Genomic DNA, 24193 nt, shown 5'->3' with positions numbered 1-24193 from the left:
CGGGCATGATGCCCAGCTCACCCTCGCTGCTGCGAAGGCTCACCATGGAGGCTTCACCCTCCCAGACCGTGCGGTCGGCAGCGACCAACGAGACGTTCAGCTCGCTCATACCGTCCTTTCTCGCGGCGCGGGGCCGAACCCGACGCCGCTAGCAGTGTACTGCGGGCGCTCAGCCGTCCTGCTCGAGATCCTTGGCCGCCTTCTCGACGTCGTCCAGCCCACCGCACATGAAGAAGGCCTGCTCCGGGAGGTGGTCGTACTCGCCGTCCGCCACCTTGGTGAAGGCCTCGATCGTCTCCTCCAGGGGCACCGTCGACCCTTCGATGCCGGTGAACTGCTTGGCCACGTAGGTGTTCTGGGACAGGAACCGCGAGATCCGGCGGGCCCGGCCCACGAGGACCTTGTCCTCCTCGGACAGCTCGTCGATGCCGAGGATCGCGATGATGTCCTGCAGCTCCTTGTAGCGCTGCAGGATGGACCGCACGCGTACCGCGGTGTCGTAGTGGTCCTGGGCGATGTAGCGCGGGTCCATGATGCGACTGTTCGAGGTGAGCGGGTCCACCGCCGGATAGATGCCTTGCGAGGCGATGGGCCGGGACAGCTCGGTCGTCGCGTCCAGGTGGGCGAAGGTCGTGGCGGGCGCCGGGTCGGTGTAGTCGTCCGCCGGCACGTAGATCGCCTGCATCGAGGTGATGGAGTGACCCCGCGTGGACGTGATGCGCTCCTGGAGCACGCCCATCTCGTCCGCCAGCGTCGGCTGGTAGCCGACCGCGGACGGCATACGACCGAGCAGGGTGGAGACCTCGGAGCCCGCCTGGGTGAACCGGAAGATGTTGTCGATGAAGAGCAGGACGTCCCGCTCCTGGACGTCGCGGAAGTACTCGGCCATGGTCAACGCCGACAGCGCGACGCGCAGCCGGGTGCCCGGCGGTTCGTCCATCTGGCCGAACACCAGGGCGGTCTGGCCGAGCACGCCGGCCTCCTCCATCTCGACGATGAGGTCGTTGCCCTCTCGAGTGCGCTCGCCGACGCCGGCGAACACCGAGACCCCGCCGTGGTCCTGCGCGACCCGGGCGATCATCTCCTGGATGAGGACGGTCTTGCCCACACCGGCTCCCCCGAACAGGCCGATCTTGCCGCCCTGAACATAGGGCGTGAGCAGGTCGAGGACCTTGATGCCGGTTTCGAACATCTGGGTCTTGGGCTCCAGCTGGTCGAAGTCCGGTGAGGACCGGTGGATGCCCCAGCGCTCCTCCACCTCGAGCTTCTCGTCACCGTCGAGGTTGAGGCAGGTGCCGGTGGTGTTGAACACCTTGCCGAGGGTCACGTCTCCCACCGGCACCGTGATCGGGCCGCCCGTGTCCTGGACGCTGCTTCCCCGGACCAGGCCGTCCGTCGTCTGCAGGGCGATCGCGCGGACCATGTTGTCGCCCACGTCCTGGGCGACCTCGAGGTTGATCGTCTGCATCTCTCCGGCCAGCTCGACCTCGGTGGTCAGCAGGTTGTACATCTCCGGGATCTGGCCCGGCGGAAACTCGACGTCGACGACCGGCCCGATGATGCGCGCGAGCCGGCCGACGCCGCCTTCGGTCTGCTCCTGCTCGGTAGCCTCATTCGTGGCAGTGCTCATGATTCAGTGCTTCCTTCTCACTAGCTGTCGGCGAGGGCGGCCGCGCCGCCCACGATCTCACTGATCTCTTGGGTGATCTCCGCCTGGCGGGCCTGGTTGGCCAGCCGGGTGTAGGTCTTGATGAGCTCTTCCGCGTTGTCCGTGGCCGACTTCATGGCGCGCTGGCGGGCCGCCAGCTCCGAGGCCGCAGCCTGCAGCAACAGGTTGAAGATCCGTGCCGTGACGTACTGCGGCAGCAGCGTGTCCAACGCCTCCGGGCCCGAGGGCTCGAACTCGTACAGCGGGTAGAGGTCCTCGGTCGCCTCCGGAAGGTCGGCCTCGACCACCTTGAGGGGAAGCAGCCGGACGACCTCGACCTCCTGGGTCACCATGTTGACGAAACGGGTGGAGACGATGTGCAGCTCGTCCACACCACCGTCGTCGGACCCGGCGACGAAGTCCTTCACCAGGCGTTCGCTGATCTCGCGGGCCACCTCGAACGTGGGGGCGTCGGAGAACCCCGTCCAGCTGTCGGCGAACTCGCGACGGCGGAAGCTGTAGAAGCCCTCGGCCTTGCGACCCGTCAGGTAGGGCACCACCTCGCGGCCCTCCCCCTCGAGGTACTCACGCAGCTGCTCGGACCGCTTCAGCACGTTGTTCGAGTAGGCGCCGGCCAGACCGCGGTCACTGGTGACGATCAGCACCCCGGCCTTGGTGGGCTCCTCACGCTCCGTGGTCAACGGGTGGTCGACGTTGGAGAACGTCGCCACGGCCGAGACGGCTCGCGTGATGGCCTCGGCGTACGGCGTGGTCTCCGTCACGCGCTGGCGCGCTTTGATGACACGGGAGGCCGCGATCAGCTCCATCGCCCGGGTGATCTTCTTCATCGACTTGATGGAGTCGCTTCGCTGCTTGTACTCCCGCTGCTGGGCTCCCATATCGGCCCTCCCCTCAGCGCTTCTGGGTCGTGATCTGCTCTTGCTCGACGTCGTCGGAGTCCATCGACTCCTCGTCGTCGGTGTCCACGTCCGCGTCCTCGTCGTCTCCGCTGTCGTCCGCGTCGTCGCTGGTGTCGTCCTCCGAGCCCGGCCGCATCCCGGCGTCGTCACTGGACTCGAACTCGTTCTTGAAGTCCTTCATCGCCGACTCCAGTGCGTCCGAGCTGTCGTCGCCCAGCTTGCCGGACTCGCGAACACCGTCCAGCAGCTCGGAGTGGTTGCGGCGCAGGTAGTCGAGGAACTCGTTCTCGAACCGCCGCACGTCCTCGGTCGGGACGTCGTCCAGGTATCCCTGGGTTCCCGCCCAGATCACGGCCACCTGCTCCTGGATGGGCAGCGGGGAGGACTGCGGCTGCTTGAGCAGCTCCACCATCCGAGCGCCACGGTCCAGCTGGGCTCGCGAGGTGGCGTCCAGGTCGGAGGCGAACATCGCGAACGCCTCCATCTCGCGGAACTGGGCCAGGTCGACCTTGAGCCGTCCCGACACGTTCTTCATGGCCTTGACCTGCGCGTCGCCCCCGACGCGTGAGACCGAGATGCCCACGTCGATCGCGGGGCGGACGTTGGAGTTGAACAGGTCACCGTCGAGGTAGATCTGGCCGTCGGTGATCGAGATCACGTTCGTGGGGATGAAGGCGGCGACGTCGCCCGCCTTGGTCTCGATGATCGGCAGACCCGTCATCGACCCGGCACCCAGGTCGTCCGACAGCTTCGCGCAGCGCTCGAGCAGGCGCGAGTGCAGGTAGAACACGTCGCCCGGGTACGCCTCGCGGCCCGGCGGCCGACGCAGCAGCAACGAGACCGCACGGTAGGCCTCCGCCTGCTTGGACAGGTCGTCGAAGACGATGAGCACGTGCTTGCCCTCGTACATCCAGTGCTGGCCGATGGCTGAACCGGTGTAGGGGGCGAGGTACTTGAACCCGGCCGACTCCGACGCGTTGGCGGCGACGATCGTCGTGTACTCCAGGGCTCCGCTCTCCTCCAGGGTGCTGCGCACCCCGGCCACCGTCGATGCCTTCTGACCGATGGCGACGTAGATGCAGCGGACCTGCTTGTCCGGGTCACCGGACTCCCAGTTCTCCCGCTGGTTCAAGATGGTGTCCACCGCGACCGTGGTCTTGCCGGTCTGCCGGTCTCCGATGATGAGCTGTCGCTGACCGCGCCCGATCGGGATCATGCTGTCGATCGCCTTGATGCCCGTCTGCAGCGGCTCGTGCACGGACTTGCGCTGCATGACGCCGGGAGCCTGGAGCTCCAGCGGCCGACTCTCGTCGGTCTCCAGGTCCCCCATGCCGTCCAGCGCGTGGCCCAGCGGGTCCACCACGCGGCCCAGGTAGGCATCCCCGACGGGTACGGAGAGCACCTCGCCGGTGCGGCGGACCTCCTGGCCTTCGTCGATGCCGGCGAAGTCACCCAAGATGACGACGCCGATCTCGTGGACGTCCAGGTTCAGCGCCAGTCCCAGGGTGCCATCCTCGAACCTCAGCAGCTCGTTGGTCATGCACGAGGGCAGGCCCTCGACGTGCGCGATGCCGTCCCCTGCGTCTGAGACCCGTCCCACCTCTTCCCGGGAGGCGGCGTTCGGGTCGTAGGACTGCACGAAGGAGTCCAAGGCGTCACGGATCTCCTCGGGACGGATGGTCAGTTCGGTCATGGGTTTCTCCTCGCCTGTGTCCCGCGATGCGAGACGGTGTGCCAGATATGGGGTGTGGGTGCGCCGCTAACGCGTCATGGATCGCCGGGCCTGGGCCAGGCGGTTGCTGATGGTGCCCTCGATGACCTCGTCGCCGATCTCGACTCGCACGCCACCCAGGACGTCGGGATCGATCACCGCGTTGACGTGGATGTCGCGACCGTACTGTTGCGACAGTGCCGCGGCCACCCGGTCGTACTGGTCCTCGGTCAGCGCCGACGCGCTGGTGACCACGGCGGTCAGATGGCTCTGACGCTCGGCCGCCTCCATGAGGTAGGACTCCAACGACTCGTCGAAGCGGGTCGTCGCCGACGCGACCGCGTGCGAGACCAGCCGCACCGTCTCCGGGGCAGCTCTGTCCTGAAGCAGAGCCTTGACCAGGTCGCCCTTCGCGTCATCCGGGGCCCGGGCGTCACTCAGGGCGGACTGCAGCTCGGGGGAGCCCTGGGCGATGCGCTTGAACCGGAACAGCTCGTCCTCGACCTGGGTCAGCCGTCCGTGCGTCTCGGCGTGGGCCAGGAAGGACTGCACGGCCAGCGTCTCCAGGGCCACGGTGAGATGTCCGTTGCGGGCCCAGCGCTCTGCGACGACGGCCCGTGTGACGCGCTGCGCCCCGTCGCTCACCCGGCCGGCGAACAGGCGGTCGACGAGCTTGCCGCGGTCGCGCCCGGTGCGTGAGGGATCGGTGAGGGCGCGCCGCAGCACTGCCGAGCCACCGAGGACCCCCGATACGGCCAGGAGGTCCTCGCCGACCCCGGCAGCGTCGACATCCTCCGCGCGCAGAGTCTCCTCCAGAGACTCACGGACCGAGGTGAGAGCGCCTCGCGACACGCCTTGCATCAGGACTCGCCACCGGCGTTCGCCGGAGTCTGGGCGTCGTCGGCCGAGCTGGACTCCAGCTCGCTCAGGAACCGCTCGATGACGTTGTTCTGCCGGTCCTGGTCCTCCAGCGACTCACCGACGATGCGGCTGGCCAGGTTGGTCGAGATCTCGCCCACCTCGCTTCGCAGCGAGACCATCGCCTGCTGGCGCTCGGCGTCGACCTGCTTGTGCGCCGTCGCGGTGATGCGCGCGGCCTCCGCCTTGGCCTGCTCACGCATCTCGGCCACGATCTGCGCGCCCTGCTCCTTCGCCTTCTCGCGGATCGCGCTCGCCTCGTCGTGAGCCCCGGCGAGCTGGTCCTCGTACTTCTTCTTGGCCTCCCGCGCCTCCTCCTGGAGCCGCTCGGCCTTCTCCATCCCGCCCTCGATGGCCTCGGTGCGGTCCTCGTAGGCCTTCTCGAAGGCGGGCACCACGTACTTCTTCGCGACGAAGTACAGGATGACGAAGGCGATGACACCCATGATCATCTCGGCCGGGTGCGGCAGCAGAGGGAAGCCCTCGGGGTAGCCGGGGCCCTCGGCCATCGATATCGAAACGCCCATCACGTCCCGTCCTCTCTTCTCGCGCGGTGGTGCAGGTCCTAGTTGCCGGAGAACACGAAGGCGAAGACCAGACCCAGGATGGCCAGCGCCTCGGTGAGCGCGAAGCCGGTGAAGGCAATGGTCTGAAGCATGCCGCGAGCCTCGGGCTGGCGGGCCACACCGTTGATGTAGGCGGCGAAGATCAGTCCGACACCGATACCCGGGCCGATGGCGGCCAGGCCGTAGCCGAGGAAGGCAATGTCACCAGTCATGAAGGGTTCCTTTCGGGTGGCAACGGGAACGGTTCCCGCTGTCAGTTCGCATGGCGAGTGGTCTATTCAGTTGTGGTGCACCATCGCGACCGACCGGCGCGAGGCCGGTTCAGTGCTCCTCGGCAACGGCGTCGGAGATGTACAGCGCAGCAAGGATGGTGAAGATGAAGGCCTGCAGGAACTGGATCAGCAGCTCGAAGAAGGTCATCACGATCGAGAAGAGGAGGGACAGCACCCCGGACGCCTGGAGCAGCACGCCGTCGCCGTGCAGCAGCAGGAACTCACCGCCCAGGATGAACAACAGAAGCATGAGGTGTCCGGCAAGCATGTTGCCGAAGAGCCGCAGCGCCAGCGTCAGCGGACGGATGGCGAAGTAGGTCAGGAACTCGAGCACGAACATGAGCGGAACCAGCCAGACCGGCAGCCCGGGCGGCACGAGGGACTTCAGGTAGCCGAGCACCCCGTGCTTCCGCTTCAGCGCCACCACGTGGTAGACGAGGTACACGATCAGCGTGAGCACGATCGGGAACCCGAGCCGCGACATGGTCGGGAACTGGATGAACGGCACGACCCCGGCGATGTTGTTGACCAGGATCATCGTGAAGATGGTGAACAGCAGCGGCACGAAGGGTTTGAAGTCCTTGCTGCCGATGACGTCGCGCCCGATGGTGTTGCGGGTGAAGTTGTAGATCCCCTCGGCGGCGAACTGCACCCGGCTGGGGACGATCTTCATATTGCGAGTGACGGCGATGTAGAAGCCCGCGATGAGCAGAACCGACAGCAGGGCGATCAGGGCAGGCCGGGTGAAGGTCCAGTAGCTGTCGCCACCGATCAGCGGCCACCAGAAGTCCTCGACGCCCGGGGTCTCGAACTCTTCGCCGTCGGCGGCTGGCACCATGATCAGGTTCGCGGACAACGCGTTCAGGACCACGAGCGCTCCTTGGCTGAGTCGGGCAACGTCGACAGGTACGAGTCGCGACCACCGTAGTGCAGTGGTGTCGCACTCGACTTGAGGGGATACGGCATCGGCAGGACTGCGTGCGCAAGGCTACCGGACTTTGCCCCGGTCGCGGACCGTTCGGACGGGTTCAAGGCGCGTCCTGTCCGGGGCCCGCGTCGTAGACCGGGACGCGAGCCCGCCGCCAGGCGCGGATCTGGGCGACCTGCCAGGCCAGGATGGTGACGAACATGGCCAGGCCGGCCGCACGAAGGTCCAGGCCTTCCACGTCCCGGGCGACGACCAGCACCACCAACAGGCCGAGCACCTGTGCGAAGTAGACGCTCATCCCCACCGCCATGAAGAGCATCGGGTCCGCGCTCCGGACGAACCGCGACATCAGGACCAGTCCGGAGCCGAAGAAGGCGAGGGTGATGACGACCCCCAGCCCGGCCGAGAGCCCCGGCTTCCAGCCCTGGACCAGCCCCACGGCGAGGGCGGCGAGAAGGCCGGCGACGGCTGCGGGCGGGAAGGACTGCCGAAGCATGACAGGCAGCACTTGCTGCGGTGAGAGCGCGGGTCTCTCGCCGCTGGCGCCGCTCATGAGACCGACCGCCGCGTCGACGGTCCCCAGGTGAGCACGATGGCCAGGGCCAGCACCGCCATGATCCCGACGAGAGAGACCCAGACCGGCACGTACGCGAAGGAGACCGCCCCCAGGGCGATCAGGCCCGACCACAGGTAGAGCAGCGCCACGGCACGCCGGTGGCTGTGACCGATCCGCAGCATCTGGTGGTGCAGATGCAGGGCGTCCGGTTTCCACGGCGACTCCCCCCGCCGCGTCCGCCGCAGGATGGCCAGCGCCATGTCGAGGATGGGCAGGGCCATGATGGCCACCGGCAGCAGCACCGGGAGCAGGAACGCGGTGATCGTCGAGGTGGTGGCCACGCTGGAGTTGGGGTCCACGCTGCCCGTCATCGAGATGGTGGCGGCGGACAGGAGCAGCCCCAGCAGCAGGGCGCCGGCGTCACCCATGAACAGTCGCGCGGGGTGGACGTTGTGGGGCAGGAAGCCTAGGCAGCACCCCATCAGCGCAGCGGTGATGAAGGTGGCCGTGGAGAAGACGTTGGGTGGGTCGAAGGCCCGGCTGACCAGATAGGTCCAGGCGAAGAACGCCCCACCGGAGAGCAGCACGACACCCGCGGCGAGACCGTCCAGGCCGTCGACGAAGTTCACCGCGTTGGTGGAGATGACCACGATGATGATGGTCAGGGTCACCAGCACCGGTTCGGGCAGGATGGTGACCCCGAACACCGGCAGGCTGAGCAGCTGGACGCCGAAGAAGGCCATCGTCCCGCCCGCCACCACCTGACCGGCCAGCTTGGTCAGCCAGTCCACCTCGCGGACATCGTCCAGGGCGCCGAGCAGCGTGATCAGGACGGCGGCGAGCAGGACTCCCCACAGCTCGGGACTGTCGAAGAGCTGGCCCAGGAACGGCAGCTGGCTTCCGACCAGCACCGCGGCTGCGAAGCCCATCAGCATTGCCACCCCACCCAGCCGAGGCGTGGGGGTGGCGTGCACGTCACGGGCTCGCACCGGGGTCACAGCACCGATGCGGAAGGCGACCCAACGGACTCCGGTCGTGGCCACGAAGGTGAAGATCGCGGCGGTCAGCAGGATCAGCAGGTACTCACGCACGGGCTGCTCCGGCCCGCCTGCGTAAGCGACAGGCGGGCGCTGCGGGCCCCGGCCTCACGGCTCTGGATAGGCCGGGTACTCGGTGAGCAGCTGGGTGACCTCGTCTCGAAGCTCGGTGGCCAGGGCATGGTCAGGGTCGCCGTCGGTCTGGGTCACAGCCCGGTGGATGACGTCGGCGATCTGGGTCATCTGCTCGACCCCCATCCCTTGGGTCGTCACGGAAGGAGTACCGACGCGGACGCCCGAGGCCACGTTGGGCTTCTCCGGGTCGAAGGGGATGGCGTTCTTGTTCAACACGATGCCGGCGGCATCGCAGCGCCGCTCCGCGTCCACCCCGGTGACCGCCACGTCGCGCAGGTCGTGCAGTGACAGGTGGGTGTCCGTCCCGCCGGTGATCGGCCGGATGTCCCGCTCCGCCAGGGCACCGGCCAGAGCGCGCGAGTTCTCGATCACCTGGGCCGCGTAGCGCTGGTACTCGGGGGTCGCGCACTCAGCGAAGTTGACCGCCTTGGCCGCGACGGCGTGCATCAGCGGGCCGCCCTGCATCATCGGGAACACCGCACGGTCGATCTTCGCCGCGTGCTCGGCCTTGCAGACGATCGCACCACCCCGGGGGCCTCGCAGCACCTTGTGCGTGGTGAAGCTGACCACATCGGCGTACGGGACGGGCGAGGGGATGGCCTTGCCGGCCACGAGGCCGATGAAGTGCGCGGCGTCGACCCAGAACACGGCGCCCACCTCATCGGCGATGGCCCGGAACCGCTCGAAGTCGATCGTCCGGGGGATGGCCGACCCGCCGGCGATGATGAGCGTGGGCCGGTGCTCGCGAGCCAGTCGTTCGACCTGGTCGTAGTCGATGTCCTCAGTGCTTTCGGCGACCCCGTAGTGCACCGCGTTGAACCACTTGCCACTGAAGGAGACCTTGAAGCCGTGGGTGAGATGGCCACCGTGGTCCAGGGACATGGCCAGGATCGTGTCGCCCGGTGAGGCGAACGCCCCGTAGACCGCCTGGTTGGCGCTGGCGCCCGAGTGCGGCTGAACGTTGGCGTGATCCGCCTCGAACAGGGCGGTGGCCCGCTCGATCGCCAGCTTCTCCACCTTGTCGACCTCAGCGCACCCACCGTAGTAGCGGCGGTCGGGATAGCCCTCGGCATACTTGTTCGACAAGGTCGAACCCAGGGCCGCCAGGACCGCGGGGCTGGTCTGGTTCTCACTCGCGATGAGCTGCAGACCGCCTCGCTGCCGGTCCAGCTCGCTGACGAGCAGCTCGGCGATCTGCGGGTCGGCCCGCACCAGCTCGCCGAAGTGCGGGCCGTAGTACGTCTGGGCCTCGAGGTGGGTACTCACAAGCTTCTCCCTGCTGATGGTGCTGCCAGGCGTGACCGTGCTCACTCTAGGGCCTCAGGCGGCGTCGATGGGGCCGGCCGCCGGGAGGGTCACCACGGCGCCCGGCCGTGTTCCTACTCCACTGGGCCGCAGGCTCCCGACCAGTCGCGGGCCGCCGATCGCGGCGCTCCTCGGAGCGGATGGACCGGTCACGGGCGGTGCGGGTGCGTCGTGCAGCGCGGTGTCGCCCAGCACCTCACGCAACGAGTCGGCCGACAAGGAGCCGTGACGAAGCACCACCGGCTCCGCACCGGTGCAGTCGACGATCGTGGAGGCGCCGCGCTCCAGGCGCGGGCCGTCGTCCAGGTACAGCGACACAGCGCCGCGCAGCTGCTCCTGTGCTTCACCGGCGGTCGTCGCAGCAGCATGCCCGGTCAGGTTCGCGCTGGTCACTGCCACCGGGCCGACCTCGGAGAGCACCTGCAGCGCCACCTCGTCCTGCGGCATGCGCAGGGCGACGGTCCCGTTGGTGTGGCCGAGGTCCCAGGCCAGTGACGCCTGCGCCCGCAACACCAAGGTCAGCGGACCCGGCCAGAAGGCGCGCATCAGGATCCTGGCGTACATCGGCACGTCGGTGGCCAGGCCGTCCACCGTGCGGGCATCGGGCACCAGCACCGGCGGCGGCATGTCGCGGCTGCGGTGCTTCGCCGCGAGAACCATGGCCACGGCGACCTGGTCGAAGGCGTCGGCGCCGACCCCGTAGACGGTGTCCGTGGGCAGCACCACCAGCTTGCCGGCGCGGACGACCTCGGCGGCCTGGGAGACCGCCTCGGCGCGACCGTCGGCGTTCCTACAGTCGAGCATCACGACTCCCAGTCTGACATCCCGAGGGGGTCGTCCCAGGACATCGTTGGCCCTTTACCGCGTGTTTCGAGTGGCGCCGACGGCAAACCGGACTAGCGTTGTGCTGTACGTCCCAGCCGGGGAGTTCCCATTACGTCTGTCCTAGGAGTTTCACATGCCTCGTAGCACCATCTGGACCATCGTTGGCGTCCTTCTCATCATCGCTCTGGTCATCTTCATTCTCAGCGCGCTCTGAGCCCCGGGGCTCACGACCGTGTGGCCTCGAGCAACCGCGGTCGTGCGCTCATGTCGGCGTGGTCGATGACGTAGGCCCAGCTGCCTGACCGCTCGACCGCCGCCGTCAGCGCCGCGCCTTGGGCTTCGCCGTGCTCGAGCAGCAGGACTCCGCCCGGGCGGAGGAGCTCGGCGGCCCGTCGCGCACTCGCCAGGGGGATCTCAAGACCGTCCGACCCTCCGCCGTACAGGGCCATCGGTGGGTCATGGTCGGCAACCTCAGGGTCGACCGGCACGGCTCCCGGAGGGATGTAGGGGGGATTGCAGGTGACCAGGTCCACCTGCCCGAGCAGCTCAGAACAGCTCGTCGCAGCCGCCTCACGCCGCAGCTGCACGTCCAGCCCGGTGGTCGCGACGTTCTGTCTGGCCCACGCAAGCGCGCTGTCGGAAAGGTCGACCGCGTGGACCTCCGCACCAGGAACGTGGTGGTGCACGGCCAGAGCGATGGCCCCGCTCCCCGTGCACAGGTCGACCACGACCGGGTCAGCGAGGTCGGACAGCACCTGCCGAGCCCGCTGGACCAGCAGCTCGGTCTCCGGACGGGGGACGAAGACGCCAGGGCCGACGCGCAGACGCAGACCGGCGAAGTCGACGACCCCGGTCAGATGCTGCAGGGGCACGCGCTGTCCGCGTTGCTCGACGAGGTCGGCATAGGCCGAGGACTCCTCGGCGGTCAGCTCGCACCCCAGCAGCCGCCGGCGTACGACCTCGCTGCGTTCTGCGCCGAGTACCAGTGCGAGCAGGTGCTCGGCGTCGACACGAGGGCTACCGACGCCGGCCCGCTGCAGGTCCCGAGTGGCCTTGCGCACCGCCTCCTCCACGCCGATCGAGCCGGCATGCCTCACGGCGCGGAGTCGGCCAGGCCAGCGAGTCGGGCCGCCTCGTCGGCTTCCATCGCCGACGTGACGACCGGATCGAGGTCCCCGTCGAGGACCTGGTCGAGGTTGTAGGCCTTGAAGCCGGTGCGGTGGTCCGCGATCCGGTTCTCCGGGAAGTTGTAGGTCCGGATGCGCTCGCTGCGGTCGACGGTGCGCACCTGGCTGCGGCGTTGGGCCGAGGCCTGCGCCTCGGCCTCGTCGACGGCCATCTGGTGCAGTCGTGCGCGCAGCACACGCATCGCCGACTCCTTGTTCTGCAGCTGCGACTTCTCGTTCTGGCAGGAGACGACCACTCCTGAGGGCAGGTGCGTGATCCGGATCGCCGAGTCGGTGGTGTTCACGCTCTGACCGCCGGGACCGCTGGAGCGGAACACGTCGATCTTGAGGTCGTTCGGGTCGAGGTCGACGTCCTCCGGATCCTCGACCTCCGGCATCACCAGCACACCGACCGCCGAGGTGTGGATGCGCCCTTGGCTCTCGGTGACCGGCACGCGCTGGACCCGGTGCACGCCCCCCTCGTACTTCAACCGCGCCCAAGGCGCCTCCCCGGGGGCGGCGGCGCTGGATGCCTGTACGCCCACTCGGATGTCCTTGTAGCCGCCGAGCTCGGACTCGGTGGAGTCGAGCACCTCGGTCCTCCACCCGCGGCGCTCGGCATACCGCAGGTACATCCGCACGATGTCGGCCGCGAAGAGAGCCGACTCCGCACCGCCCTCGCCTGCTTTCACCTCCACGATGGCGTCCTGGTCGTCGTCGGGGTCCCTGGGCAGCAGCAGACGGCGCAGCTCCTCGGCCGTCTCCGCCTCCCGCGCGGCGAGCGGGGGCAGCTCGTCGGCGAACCCGGCATCATCAACCGCCAGCTCCCGCCCTGCGGTCAGGTCGTCGCTGGCGGACATCCAGGACCGGTAGGCGGCGACGGTCGGTGACAGGGCTGCGTAGCGCTTGGTCAGCCGGCGGTAGGCGGCGGGATCGGCGTGGACGGCAGGATCGGCGAGCTGCTGCTCGATACTGAGGAACTCCGCCAGGAGCGGAGCGGCCGAGTCATCCATGCCGGATACCACGCGAGCGCCGAGCCCGAGTGGGCGAGAGCCCGCTTACTTCGCGGCCTTCTTACCGTAGCGCTCCTGGAAGCGGGCCACTCGCCCACCGGTGTCCAGGATCTTCTGCTTACCGGTGTAGAAGGGGTGGCACTGCGAGCACACGTCAGCGTGCAGGGTGCCGCCGGGGGCGGTGCTGCGAGTGGTGAACGTAGCCCCGCAGCTACAGGTGACCTGCGTCTCCCGGTACTCGGGGTGGATGTTCTTCTTCACGTGATCTCTCCTCGGATGGGTCATCCCCCGGGTCGCCAGGCCGACGCTTTCGGCGGGCATGGCGTGAACCGGTGGTCAGAAGGACGAGTGTGCCAGACGGCACGGTCGCATCCCGCAACGCCGGGGACGTCGACGGCATTCCGCCGCCCGGCACGGGCTGTGTCCCCGGTCAGTCCTCGTCGTCGAGCTTGATCGAGGACGTCTGCTGCACCTGGGTCAGGAACTCGTAGTTGTTGCGCGTGTTGCGCAGTCGGTTGAGCAGCAGCTCCAGAGCCTGCTGGGAGTCCAGCGCGGTCAGGACCCGACGCAGCTTCCAGGCGATCTTCAGCTCCTCGCCGGAGAGCAGGATCTCCTCGCGCCGGGTGCCGGAGGGGTTCACGTCGACGGCGGGGAAGATCCGACGGTCGGCGAGCTGCCGGGACAGTCGCAGCTCCATGTTGCCGGTGCCCTTGAACTCCTCGAAGATGACCTCGTCCATCTTGGAGCCGGTCTCGACCAGGGCCGTGGCCAGGATGGTCAGCGACCCACCTTCCTCGATGTTGCGCGCGGCGCCGAAGAAGCGCTTGGGCGGGTACAGGGCGCTGGAGTCCACCCCACCGGACAGGATGCGCCCGCTGGCAGGGGCGGCGAGGTTGTAGGCGCGCCCGAGGCGGGTGATCGAGTCGAGCAGCACGACGACGTCGCCGCCCATCTCCACCAGGCGCTTGGCACGCTCGATCGCCAGCTCGGCCACGGTGGTGTGGTCTTCGGCCGGACGGTCGAAGGTGGAGGCGATCACCTCTCCGGCCACGGTGCGCTGCATGTCGGTGACCTCTTCGGGGCGCTCGTCGACGAGCACGATCATGAGGTGAGCCTCGGGGTTGTTGGTGGTGATCGCGTTGGCGATGGCCTGCAGCACCAGCGTCTTGCCGGCCTTGGGCGGGGAGACGATGAGGCCGCGCTGGCCCTTGCCGATCGGGGCGACCAGGTCGATGATGCGTGCGGTCAGGTTCTTGCCGTCGGTCTCCAGCCGCAGGCGCTCCTGCGGGTAGAGCGGCGTGAGCTTACCGAACTCGGGCCTCTTCTTGGCCTCCTCGGACGTCATGCCGTTCACGGTGTCGAGCCGGACCAGAGCGTTGAACTTGCCGCGGTTGTTCTTCCCCCCACCGCTGGGCGGCTGCTCCGGCTCCGCGCCCGAGGGCGCCTTGATGGCCCCGGCGACGGCATCGCCCTTGCGCAGACCGTTGCGGCGCACCATGCCCATGGGCACGTACACGTCCGTGGCACCGGGCAGGTAGCCCGTGGTGCGGATGAAGGCGTAGGTGTCGAGCACGTCCACGATGCCCGCGACCGGGACGAGCACGTCCTGGTCGGAGTACCCTTCCTGCTCCTCGCTCAGACCTTCGCGCGAGCCGCCCTGGTTCTGGCCGCGGCCGCGCTTACGGTCGCGGCCCCGCTGGCGGTTGCGTCGCCGACCCGACCGCGAGCCATCCTCCTCGCCGCTGCGGTGCTCACCACCGCGACCGTCACGGCTCTGGGGGTTCTGCGAGCTCTGCGAGTCACGGCTTTGGTTGTCGCGTCCTTGCTGGTCGCCGCCCCGGTTCTCTCCGCCCTTGGCGCCCTGCCCCTGGCGGTCATCCCCCCGGTTGTCACCGCCTGAGGCACCCTGCTCGTGGCCCCTTTGGCCGGGAGCCTCGCCGTTCCGGGTCTCGCGCTCGGAGGTCGTGGCCGGTTGGTGCTCGTGCCGGGTGTCGCCATGGGCCTGGGCGGCCGCGTCCTCGGCGTGAGGTGAGGACGCCGTGGGCTCGGAGCCGGCCGCGGCGGCGCCCGCGTGCCCGTTCCGGTCGGGGCCGCCGACGTGCGAGGCCTCGGGCGCCTTGACGCCGGTCTTGCTGCCGCCCCGGGCCTCGCGGATGGCCGAGACGAGGTCGGCCTTGCGCATCTTGGAGTGGACCGGGATGCCCATGCCTCCGGCGAGGCTCTGCAGATCGGCCAAGCGCATCGAGCTCAGCGCGCCGTTCTTGGTGCCGGTGGCAACATCGGTGGTGTCAGTCACAGAGTGTCCTTCGTGGTCACCTCGCCCGGGTCAGGCCAGAGCGGGTTTGTTTCCTTCGGTGGGTCGACGCTGCATGTCGTCAAGAGTGTCGGGTGGGGGACGAACACTTCCTCCTGCTTCGAATCCCCACACCGTGTCGCCAAGCGGTCGGTGGGTTCATCGGCGGACGAGCCGCGATACGCCTCACGGGCCCAACTCACAGTCAGGCAAAGATGCTCCGACGCCGCCCCGCAGGCGAGTCAACCATATCACTGCCGTAGCCGACACGCCGCATTCACCAGGTCCCCCAGCACGGCTGAGGCCGTCTCGGGGCCGCCGGCACCGGGCCCGAACAGGCTGACGAGGCCGGCCGACTCCGCCTCGATGACGACACCGTTGCGCCCTTCCCGCACCTGCGCCAGCGGGTCGTCGGCGCCGAGGGCGACAGGCCGCACCGCCATCTCGACGTGCGGATGCGCGGGGTCCCCCGACGCCCACGCCGACGCCACCAGCTTGATCACCTGGCCGCAGCTCGCAGCCGCCTCGAAATCGTCGTCGGTGAGATGGGCGATGCCTTCCCGGTGGACGTCGGCGAGTCCCACGTCCACCATCCACGCGGTCCGGGCCAGGATCACGATCTTGGCCGCCGCGTCCAGACCGTCGAGGTCCTCCGTGGGATCGGCCTCCAGGTAGCCCAGCTGGCCGGCGCGCTCCACCGCCTCCGCGAAGCCCAACCCGTGCCGAGCGACCATATCGAGGACGAAGTTGGTCGAGCCGTTGACGATGCCGGTGATCGAGCTGATCCGGTCACCGGCCAGCGACTCGCGCACCACCCGCAGCACCGGCACCGCCGCCGCCACGGCCGCTTCGTAGTCCAGGCTCGTGGCCTGCTGCCGGGCCACCTCGACCAGCTCCTGGCCCGAGGCGGCGATGAGCTGCTTGTTCGCGGTCACGACGGGTTTACCCTGCTCGAGCGCCAGCCGCACCAGACTCTGCGCCGGTTCGATACCACCCATCACCTCGACCACCAGGTCGGCACCGTGCACCACGCTCGAGGCGTCGGTGGTCAGCAACCCGGACAGTCCGGCGTGCAGCTCGCGCGGGGCGTCGACGTTGCGCACCGCGATCCCGCAAACCTCGATGGGGCTGCCGACACGCTCGGCGTACAGCGCGGGTCGCGTCGACAGGGCCTGCGCGACCGCTGCGCCCACGGTGCCGCACCCGAGCAGACCGACGCGCAGCGGGGTCTGCCCCGTGGCCGCCGGGGCACTCACATGCGCTCCGGCGCTGCCACGCCCAGCAGGTCCAGACCGTTGCGCAGGACCTGAGCGGTCGCGTTGTTGAGCCACAGGCGGGTGCGGTGCAGCTCCGTGATCGGCTCCTGCGCTTCCTGTGGTCTGACCCGGCACTCGTCGTACCACTTGTGGTACCGGCCGGCCAGGTCCTCGAGGTAGCGGGCCACCCGGTGCGGCTCACGCAGCCGAGCCGCCTGGGCCACCACGCGGGGGAAGTCGCCGAGCACCGCCAGGAGCGCGGCCTCGGTCTCGTGGTCCAGCAGCGACGGCTCGAACCCGTCGGCCGGGTCGACGCCGTCCTGCCGCGCCAGCCGGTCCACGTTGCGGGTGCGGGCGTGGGCGTACTGGACGTAGAAGACCGGGTTGTCGTTGCTCCGGCGCCGCAGGTCCTCCCCGTCCAGGTGGAGCGGCGAGTCCGCCGGGAAGCGCGCGAGTGAGTAGCGGATCGGGTCGGTGCCGATCCACTCGATCAGGTCGTCCAGCAGCAGCGCATTGCCGCGCCGACGTCCCATCCGCTCTCCGCCGATGTCGATGAGCTGTCCGATCAGCACCTCGATGTGCTCCTCGGGGTCGTCCCCGGCACATGCGGCGATGGCCTTGAGACGACCGACGTACCCGTGATGGTCGGCGCCCAGCATGTAGATCTTGCGCGCGAAGCCCCGGTCCTTCTTGCTCAGGTAGTACGCGGCGTCGGCGGCGAAGTACGTCGGCTCTCCGGTGGCGCGGATGAGCACCCGGTCGCGGTCGTCGCCGAAGTCGGTCGTGCGCAGCCATGTGGCGCCGTCGCGCTCGAAGACGTGTCCCTGCTCCCGCAGGCGCTCCACGGCCGCGTCGACCGCTCCGCTGTCGTGCAGGGACCGTTCCGAGAACCACACGTCGAAGTGCACGTGGAAGGCCTCCAGCGTGCGCCGGTTGTGCTCGGCCTGAGCAGTGGCGCTCCGCTCGCGCACGATCGCGTGAGCCTGGTCGGCAGGCAGCGTCGCGAGGTCGCCGCACTCCTGCACGACCTGGCGAGCCAGCTCGCCCACGTAGTCACCGGCGTAGCCGTCCTCGGGCGGCTCGGCGCCTCGGACGGCCGCCAGGACGGACTCGGCCAGACGGTCGATCTGGGCGCCGGCGTCGTTGGAGTAGTGCTCGGCCGTCACCGACGCGCCGCAGGCGGCCAGCAGACGACCCAGTGCGTCCCCCAGCGCCGCCCACCGGGTGTGGCCCACGTGCAGCGGCCCGGTCGGGTTCGCCGACACGAACTCCAGGTTGACCACCTCCCCGGCCATGCTGGCGTTCGTGCCGTACTCCGGACCCGACTCGACGATCGTCTTGGCCAGGGCCCCCGCGCTCGCGGCCTCCAGGGTGATGTTCACGAAGCCGGGGCCGGCAGCGTCGACCGCCGCGACACCATCGACCTCGGCCAGGCGGGTGGTCAGCACCTGGGCGACCTCGCGGCCGGACAGCCCGGTCGGCCGGGCCAGCTGCAGTGCGACGTTGGTCGACCAGTCACCGTGGTCGCGGTTGCGCGGGCGCTCGACGCGCACCGCGGGCACGGTCTCCAACCTCAGGTCTCCGGCCTCGGCTGCTTGGCCCAGGACGGCCTGGATGGCGTCCGCAAGTTGCTCAGGGGTCACCGCACGAAGTCTAGGCGCCGTGGCGAGCGCCGCTGTGCAGCGGCGGCGCCCAGCACCACAGTGCGGCGCGCACCGCCGCGACCACGGCAGGGGTCCTGTGTTCCGCCCCGGCCCACACCGGTCGTGGCAGGGGAGCACCAACTGCTAGCCTGACCAGCCGTTGGCCCCCGTAGCTCAGGGGATAGAGCACCGCCCTCCGGAGGCGGGAGCGCAGGTTCGAATCCTGCCGGGGGCGCAACACGCCGGGTCGTCGCAGTCGAGAGTGGCTCTGACGGGAGCGGCCGGGTCCGTGACAGTGGAGTCAGCGGCCGCATCGGGAGCCGGCCCACCCCTGTAGAGCCTCATCCTCGCGGACGGGGCAGGTCGCGATCCTCGGCGGTCACGCGCTTTCGAGGGTGTCGATGCTGATCAACCGGCCATCGAGGCCGGGGTAGGAGCGCCGCACCTCCTCCAGTGAGTCCGGCATCATCAACAGGACGTCGTCCGGGTCATCGCGGAGGATCTCCTCGGGCGCGACGATCGGTATGTCGGTGCCCGGCATACGCCGTCCCTGCTTCTCCGGTGAGGCGTCCGCGACTGCAGCGATGAGACGCCGCGTCACGCTCGCTCGGGCCAGCAAGGGGACGGACCGGGAGGAGGCGGCGTAGGCATGGACACGGCGTCCCCCGCGCGCCCTTCGCTCCAACCAGTCCTGCAAGCGACCCACCTGGTTCTTCTCGGCTTGCTGGAGCCGACGCACCTGCGCCGGGTCGCCTACGCCGATCCGGGCCTCGTCCTCCAGAATCTGTTGCACGACCGGCCGAGCAGGCCCACCGTCTCGTGAGGCGGCAAGGAGCACCGTTCCGCCGTACAGGTCGAACGAGGCGGCATCCACGACCTTTAGCCCGACGCCCGCGAGCAACCCGCTCAGGGCCGTCAGGGAGTAGTACGCATAGTGTCCGTGCCGCAGCGCCGTCCACTGACCTTTCCTGACGATGGTCTCCAACGAGTGATACTGCAGCAGCAGCACCCCGTCCTCCGTGAGACAGGCCTCACGTGCTCGGATCGCCGCCGCCTGGTCCGGTTCGTGCATCAAGCCGAACGAGTCGACGACGACGGTGGCGCGGTCGCCCACAGGAACGTCGCGCAGGCCGCGCTGGTTGAGCAAGGGGATCCAGGTGCCACCGTGTGGGCTACCGAACTCAGCAACGGTGCCTGGCTCGAGGAAGCCGGCACTGGCCATGGTGTCGACGGCAACCGCGGCTTGGTCCCGGAGAACCTGGGGCTCCACACCGACCGACTCGGTGACGGCGACGTCGTCGCCGAAGAGCTGCGCCAGGCCACAGGCACGACACAGACCCATGACAAGAGCCTCGGAGGAGGGGTCCTGGTCAAGCGGCGTCCGCGCCGGCGGGAAGGAGGTTGTCGACGGCAGGTGACCCAGGTCGAGGACGGGAGTGACGTCCGGGCTTCGACAGCCGCGGCAGAGTTGCGGGCTAGCAGTGGACATGACGCCTGCACTGCCGGGACTCACGCATGGTCCTCCCACGGTGGCCTCGACGCCTCGACGCCGTCAGCCTGTGGCCTGAACGCCTCGGCGGAGCCGATCGTGCTGTGCAGGTCGGGCATGGGAAAGACGAGTGATCCCCCCCACTCCCCGATGTACTGCAGCTGCTCGGTGATCTCTTTCTCGAGGTTCCACGGCAATACTACGACGACGTCCGGTCGATCCTGCTTGATGCGCTCGGGGGGATGGATAGGGATCCGGGTGCCCGGGGTGAAGCGACCGTGTTTGTACGGGTTGCGGTCGACCGTGTAGGCCATGAGATCGGGGCGGATTCCACAGTAGTTGAGCAAGGTGTTTCCCTTGCCCGGAGCACCGTAGCCGACGACGCTCGCGCCTGACTCATGAGCCTCGATGAGAAAGGACATCAGGTTGCGGCGTATCGACCCGACCTGGACCGAGAAGTCCTGGTACCCCGCCACCGAGTGCAGACCCGCGTCTTCTTCCTCCTTCAGAGCGTCGACCACCCGTTGAGTGGGTTCACCGGCGGCTCCCTGTGGCCGCGCCCAGAGCCGGATGGATCCGCCATGCGTGTCGAGCAGCTCCACGTCGCACACAGCCAAGCCGCCGGTACTCAGCGCGGTCATGGCCGACTTGACGGTGTAGTACTGGAAGTGCTCGTGGTAGATCGTGTCGAACTGTGCGTGCCGCACCAGGTTCAGGGCGTGATGGACCTCGATGGTGACCCAGCCGTCGTCCTTGACCAGGGTTCTCAGCGCCTTCGTGAAGCCCAGGAGGTCCGGCACGTGCGCGTACACGTTGTTGGCGACGACGAGGTCGGCCGCGCCGTGCTGGTGCACGGTCTCGGTCGCGAGACTCTCGTCGAGGAAGGCCGTGAGGGTCGGCACACCCACGCGCCGTGACGCCTCGCCGACGTTCTCAGAAGGCTCGATCCCCAGGCACCGTATCCCTCTGTCCACGGCATGGCGCAGCAAGTAACCGTCGTTGGACGCCACCTCCACCACGAACGACTCGGAGCCCAGGTCCAGTCGGGCTATCGCTTGGTCGACGTACTGTCGGGCGTGATCCACCCACGAGTCCGAAAAGGACGAGAAGTAGGCATACTCGGTAAACGTCTGTTCCGGTGTGATCAGGCTCGGGATCTGCAAGAGAAGACAGTCCGCGCACACTCTCAGATGGAGTGGGTAGGTGTTCTCCGGTAGGTCGAGCTCGTCGGCCGTCAGGAACTTTTCGCACGGTGGGGTAGCACCCAGGTCCATGACGCTGACCATGTCGGAAGACCCGCAGAGTCGGCATCTCATCAATGGCTCCCTGATGGTTGAACCGAAGGGCCGAAACCCGAACCCCAATGCCCGGCCCAGGCACAGTAACCCAACCGACAAGGATGCGACAATCCGTCCGGGACGAGCGCGAGCCGGCCTGCTTCACCACGCAGGAACTCATCCTTGGCGCCGATCCCCCGCACCTGCAGACCTGCTTCACTGGACGCATGAGCCATCGGACCATCGCCGTGCCCACCGAGGCCGGTGCCGACATCCAGATCAAGGGCCTGGCGAAGTCGTTCAAGGACTTCAAGGCCGTGGACGACCTGACCTTCGAGGTGCAGCCGGGTCGGATCACAGGGTTCCTGGGGCCCAACGGGGCCGGCAAGACCACGACGCTGCGGATGCTGCTCGGGCTCGTCCGCCCCAGCGCCGGGCAAGGTCTGATCGGAGGCCAGAGGTATGCCGACCTCGACGCGCCCCTGCGCGTGGTCGGCGCTGCGCTGGAGGCGACGAACTTCCACCCCGGGCGCAGCGGTCGTGACCATCTGCGGGTGCTTGCGGCCACGCACGGCATCGCCGACTCCCGGGTGGACGAGCTGCTGCAGCTGGTCGGCATCCCGGCCGCCGCCAAGAAGCGAGCCGGGGGCTACTCGATGGGGATGCGTCAGCGTCTCGGGCTGGCCGCGGCCCTGCTCGGCGACCCCCAGGTCCTCATCCTCGACGAGCCCGCCAACGGGCTGGACCCGGAGGGCATCCGGTGGCTGCGCGGCCTGTTGCGGGCGCTGGCCAGCGACGGCAAGACCATCTTGATCAGCTCGCACCTGCTCAGTGAGGTCGAGCAGACCGTCGACGACGTGGTGATCATCGCCAACGGCCGCCTGGTGCGCCAGGGCACGATCGCCGAGCTGCACGGTGAGCCGACCACCTTGGTGCGCTGTGGTGATCCCGCGGCGCTGCTCGCGGCCCTCGAGGGTCACGGCATCGCGGGCAGCGCGAGCCAGGAGCACGGCACCGGCGCGGTGGAAGCCCGCACCGGTGACCTGGCAGCAGTGGGGGAGGCGGCGTACGCCGGCGGGGTCGCGGTGCACGAGCTGCGGACCCTGCGCACCGACCTCGAACGACTCTACTTCGACCTGACCGAGGACCCCGACATGGTCGACCGAAACCGGGAGCAGGCATGATGCGACTCATCCGTTCCGAGCTGCTGAAGTACGTCAGCACCCGCACGGCCTGGGGCCTGACCGCCGGGATGTTCCTGACCGGCATCGGCTTCGCCGCGCTGTTCGGAGCGCTCTTCGTCTACGGCAACATCCTCGACGGTGTGGAGCTCGCCGAGGTCGCCCCACCCCTGCTGCTGGCGAGGATCATCTACACCTCCGCCATCCAGTTCGGCTATCTCCTGGCTCTGGTCATCGGCGTCCTGTGCATCGGGCAGGAGTACCGACACCACACCGTGACCGGCACCTTCCTGGCCACGCCGAAGCGGGCCAAGGTCGTCGGGGCCAAGGTGGTCGCTCTGTGCCTCATCGCCGCGGTCAGCGGGGTGGTTCACGTGACGGGCGCCCTTGTCGGCGGAGGGCTCATCCTGGCCTCGGCGGACCTGCCGATCTTCCCCGAGGCCGTCGACCTGACCCGGACGCTGCTCCTGATGTTGCTGGTACTGGCCCTGTGGACCCTGATCGGACTCGGTGTGGGCGTGCTCATCCCCAACCAGGTCCTGGCCTTGTCGTTGGCCATCGCCGTGGCATGGATCGTGGAGCCGCTGGTCGCCTTCGGGCTGACGTTCGTCGACTGGGGCGAGTCGGCCTCGCGCTTCTTCCCTTCCCAGGTCACGGCGGCCACGCTGGACGTGTTCACCGGAGCCAGCGACAGTCTCACCGCCGCCCTGGGCGGACCCTCAGACCCCTTGGGATGGGCCGCCGGCGCCGGGGTGCTGCTGACCTACGCGGCGGTGATGGCGATGGTCGGTCTCCTGCTGACGCGCTCTCGCGACATCGCCTGAGCCCGCGACCCGCCGAGCACCAAAACGCCTGACAGGGCTCGGGTGCATCCGCGGCGGATCGGCGTAGGCTGGTGGCACAACGTCGTGCGCCATCATCTCAGGAAGAGGCATCAGGGTCGTGTCCGCCCCATCACGCAAGAGCTCCTCACCAGCGGCCGACTTCGGGACCAACGAGTGGTTGGTCGAGGAACAGTTCGAGCGCTACCTCGAAGATTCCGACTCCGTCTCGAAAGAGTGGAGAGAGCTGTTCGCGACGTACACACCGGAGGGCGTGGACGGTGACCAGGCTGGCGAGGATAGTCCCGGCTCAGGCTCCGCGGACGCCCGCACCAACGGACACCGCAGCGGCTCGGAGTCCGGGTCGACCGAGAAGCGCTCCGCGGCGAAGGAGGCCGAGAGCAAGAGCTCCGGCAACGGCTCGCCCCGCCACTCCTCGTCCGGTAGCGCGTCCGGGGACGGCACCTCCGGCTCGGCGCAGGGGCAGGGGGCGAGATCGACGAAGAAGGACACGACCAAGGAGGGGGAGGCCAAGACCTCCTCCGCGGAGTCCAAGCCCGCCAGCGGCAGAGCGGGCCCCACGCCACGGGACACGCCGGCGACCAGGGTGGCCGGCCCTCAGGGCGAGGCCGAGGTCACCCCGCTGCGAGGGGCCACCGCGCGGGTGGTCTCCAACATGGAGTCGAGCCTGGCGGTCCCCACCGCCACGAGTGTGCGGTCGTTGCCGGCCAAGCTGCTCATCGACAACCGGACGGTGATCAACAACCATCTGGCGCGCAGCCGCGGGGGCAAGGTCTCGTTCACCCACCTCATCGGCTACGCGATGGTCAAAGCGATCGAGGCCATGCCGAGCATGAACAACGGGTTCGCCGAGCAGGACGGCAAACCGGTGCTGGTCACTCCTTCGCACATCAACCTGGGGCTGGCCATCGACGTGCCGAAGCCGGACGGCAGCCGGCAGCTCTTGGTGCCCGGCATCAAGAGCTGCGAGGGGATGGACTTCTACAACTTCTGGTCTGCCTACGAGGCCGTGGTGCGCAAGGCGCGCGACGGCAAGCTCGGCATCGAGGACTTCCAGGGCATCTCGGTGTCGTTGACCAACCCGGGCGGTATCGGCACCGTCCACTCGGTGCCGCGGCTGATGCAGGGACAGGGCGCCATCATCGGTGTCGGAGCCTTGGACTACCCGGCCGAGTGGCAGGGCGCCAGCCCCAAGCGCATCGCGGAGAACGC

22 protein-coding genes, 1 tRNA gene and 1 pseudogene are annotated in these 24193 nt (G+C 68.7%); 4 read left to right on the top strand and 20 right to left on the bottom strand.

All coding sequences use genetic code 11. The annotated features are described in order from the left end of the window. From VJ976_RS10700 to VJ976_RS10615, 18 genes and pseudogenes are all read right to left on the bottom strand, one after another. Positions 1 to 109, bottom strand: a pseudogene (locus VJ976_RS10700) (F0F1 ATP synthase subunit epsilon); the annotation flags it as partial. A gap of 60 nt (positions 110 to 169) precedes the next feature. Next, on the bottom strand, positions 170 to 1630 hold the full coding sequence (gene atpD, locus VJ976_RS10695; protein WP_324100208.1) for a F0F1 ATP synthase subunit beta: 1461 nt from the start codon (positions 1628 to 1630) through the stop codon (positions 170 to 172). 20 nt (positions 1631 to 1650) lie between these two features. Further along, on the bottom strand, positions 1651 to 2547 hold the full coding sequence (locus VJ976_RS10690; RefSeq protein WP_324100207.1) for a F0F1 ATP synthase subunit gamma: 897 nt from the start codon (positions 2545 to 2547) through the stop codon (positions 1651 to 1653). A gap of 13 nt (positions 2548 to 2560) precedes the next feature. Next, positions 2561 to 4261, bottom strand: coding sequence for a F0F1 ATP synthase subunit alpha (gene atpA / locus VJ976_RS10685; protein ID WP_324100206.1), 1701 nt, complete (start codon positions 4259 to 4261; stop codon positions 2561 to 2563). Between the two features lie 66 nt (positions 4262 to 4327). Further along, positions 4328 to 5131 carry a F0F1 ATP synthase subunit delta gene (locus VJ976_RS10680; RefSeq protein WP_324100205.1) on the bottom strand — a complete coding sequence of 268 codons (804 nt, stop codon included), beginning with the start codon at positions 5129 to 5131 and terminating at the stop codon, positions 4328 to 4330. An 8-nt stretch (positions 5132 to 5139) separates the two neighbouring features. Further along, complete coding sequence (locus VJ976_RS10675; RefSeq protein ID WP_324100204.1) at positions 5140 to 5724, bottom strand: F0F1 ATP synthase subunit B; 585 nt, start codon at positions 5722 to 5724, stop codon at positions 5140 to 5142. 38 nt (positions 5725 to 5762) lie between these two features. Beyond that, positions 5763 to 5975, bottom strand: coding sequence for an ATP synthase F0 subunit C (gene atpE / locus VJ976_RS10670; RefSeq protein WP_324100203.1), 213 nt, complete (start codon positions 5973 to 5975; stop codon positions 5763 to 5765). A gap of 109 nt (positions 5976 to 6084) precedes the next feature. Next, positions 6085 to 6906 (bottom strand): F0F1 ATP synthase subunit A, encoded by an 822-nt coding sequence (atpB, locus tag VJ976_RS10665; protein ID WP_324100202.1) that lies wholly within the window; start codon positions 6904 to 6906, stop codon positions 6085 to 6087. 157 nt (positions 6907 to 7063) lie between these two features. Further along, positions 7064 to 7459: a hypothetical protein gene (locus VJ976_RS10660; protein ID WP_324100201.1), complete on the bottom strand. Its 396-nt coding sequence runs from the start codon at positions 7457 to 7459 to the stop codon at positions 7064 to 7066. Positions 7460 to 7512: 53 nt separating this feature from the next. Next, a complete protein-coding gene (locus VJ976_RS10655) occupies positions 7513 to 8610 on the bottom strand; it encodes an MraY family glycosyltransferase (protein ID WP_324100200.1) in 1098 nt (365 codons plus the stop codon). 54 nt (positions 8611 to 8664) lie between these two features. Continuing rightward, positions 8665 to 9957: a serine hydroxymethyltransferase gene (glyA, locus tag VJ976_RS10650; protein ID WP_324100199.1), complete on the bottom strand. Its 1293-nt coding sequence runs from the start codon at positions 9955 to 9957 to the stop codon at positions 8665 to 8667. A gap of 54 nt (positions 9958 to 10011) precedes the next feature. Continuing rightward, positions 10012 to 10800, bottom strand: coding sequence for an L-threonylcarbamoyladenylate synthase (locus VJ976_RS10645; protein WP_324100198.1), 789 nt, complete (start codon positions 10798 to 10800; stop codon positions 10012 to 10014). 245 nt (positions 10801 to 11045) lie between these two features. Beyond that, positions 11046 to 11918 carry a peptide chain release factor N(5)-glutamine methyltransferase gene (prmC, locus tag VJ976_RS10640; protein ID WP_324100197.1) on the bottom strand — a complete coding sequence of 291 codons (873 nt, stop codon included), beginning with the start codon at positions 11916 to 11918 and terminating at the stop codon, positions 11046 to 11048. Continuing rightward, entirely contained in the window at positions 11915 to 13000 is a 1086-nt protein-coding gene (gene prfA, locus VJ976_RS10635) for a peptide chain release factor 1 (protein ID WP_324100196.1), read from the bottom strand. Before prfA ends, prmC begins: the two co-directional genes overlap by 4 nt. A gap of 45 nt (positions 13001 to 13045) precedes the next feature. Then, complete coding sequence (gene rpmE / locus VJ976_RS10630; protein ID WP_324100195.1) at positions 13046 to 13261, bottom strand: 50S ribosomal protein L31; 216 nt, start codon at positions 13259 to 13261, stop codon at positions 13046 to 13048. Between the two features lie 169 nt (positions 13262 to 13430). Beyond that, positions 13431 to 15242: a transcription termination factor Rho gene (gene rho / locus VJ976_RS10625; protein WP_414693622.1), complete on the bottom strand. Its 1812-nt coding sequence runs from the start codon at positions 15240 to 15242 to the stop codon at positions 13431 to 13433. Between the two features lie 302 nt (positions 15243 to 15544). Beyond that, positions 15545 to 16549: a homoserine dehydrogenase gene (locus tag VJ976_RS10620; protein WP_324100193.1), complete on the bottom strand. Its 1005-nt coding sequence runs from the start codon at positions 16547 to 16549 to the stop codon at positions 15545 to 15547. Next, entirely contained in the window at positions 16546 to 18192 is a 1647-nt protein-coding gene (locus tag VJ976_RS10615) for an arginine--tRNA ligase (RefSeq protein WP_324100192.1), read from the bottom strand. Before VJ976_RS10615 ends, VJ976_RS10620 begins: the two co-directional genes overlap by 4 nt. 163 nt (positions 18193 to 18355) lie before the next feature. Between VJ976_RS10615 and VJ976_RS10610 the strand changes: the two genes are divergently transcribed. Then, a tRNA-Arg gene (locus VJ976_RS10610) sits at positions 18356 to 18427 on the top strand. 144 nt (positions 18428 to 18571) lie between these two features. Here the strand turns inward: VJ976_RS10610 and VJ976_RS10605 are convergent. Next, positions 18572 to 19681 carry a class I SAM-dependent methyltransferase gene (locus tag VJ976_RS10605; protein ID WP_324100191.1) on the bottom strand — a complete coding sequence of 370 codons (1110 nt, stop codon included), beginning with the start codon at positions 19679 to 19681 and terminating at the stop codon, positions 18572 to 18574. A gap of 20 nt (positions 19682 to 19701) precedes the next feature. Beyond that, positions 19702 to 20997 (bottom strand): class I SAM-dependent methyltransferase, encoded by a 1296-nt coding sequence (locus VJ976_RS10600; RefSeq protein WP_324100190.1) that lies wholly within the window; start codon positions 20995 to 20997, stop codon positions 19702 to 19704. 188 nt (positions 20998 to 21185) lie between these two features. On the opposite strand from VJ976_RS10600, the gene VJ976_RS10595 reads away from it, so the two are divergent. From VJ976_RS10595 to VJ976_RS10585, 3 genes are all read left to right on the top strand, one after another. Next, positions 21186 to 22142 (top strand): ABC transporter ATP-binding protein, encoded by a 957-nt coding sequence (locus VJ976_RS10595; RefSeq protein WP_324100189.1) that lies wholly within the window; start codon positions 21186 to 21188, stop codon positions 22140 to 22142. After that, entirely contained in the window at positions 22139 to 22963 is an 825-nt protein-coding gene (locus VJ976_RS10590) for an ABC transporter permease (RefSeq protein WP_324100188.1), read from the top strand. Before VJ976_RS10595 ends, VJ976_RS10590 begins: the two co-directional genes overlap by 4 nt. 118 nt (positions 22964 to 23081) lie before the next feature. Beyond that, on the top strand, positions 23082 to 24193 hold a 1112-nt coding region (locus tag VJ976_RS10585), incomplete at its 3' end, for a 2-oxo acid dehydrogenase subunit E2 (protein ID WP_324100187.1).

This window comes from Ornithinimicrobium sp. (assembly GCF_035267225.1).
Classification (GTDB): domain Bacteria; phylum Actinomycetota; class Actinomycetes; order Actinomycetales; family Dermatophilaceae; genus Ornithinicoccus.
The sequence above is the reverse complement of the archived record's forward strand: the minus strand, read 5'-3'. Positions and strand labels throughout refer to the sequence as shown.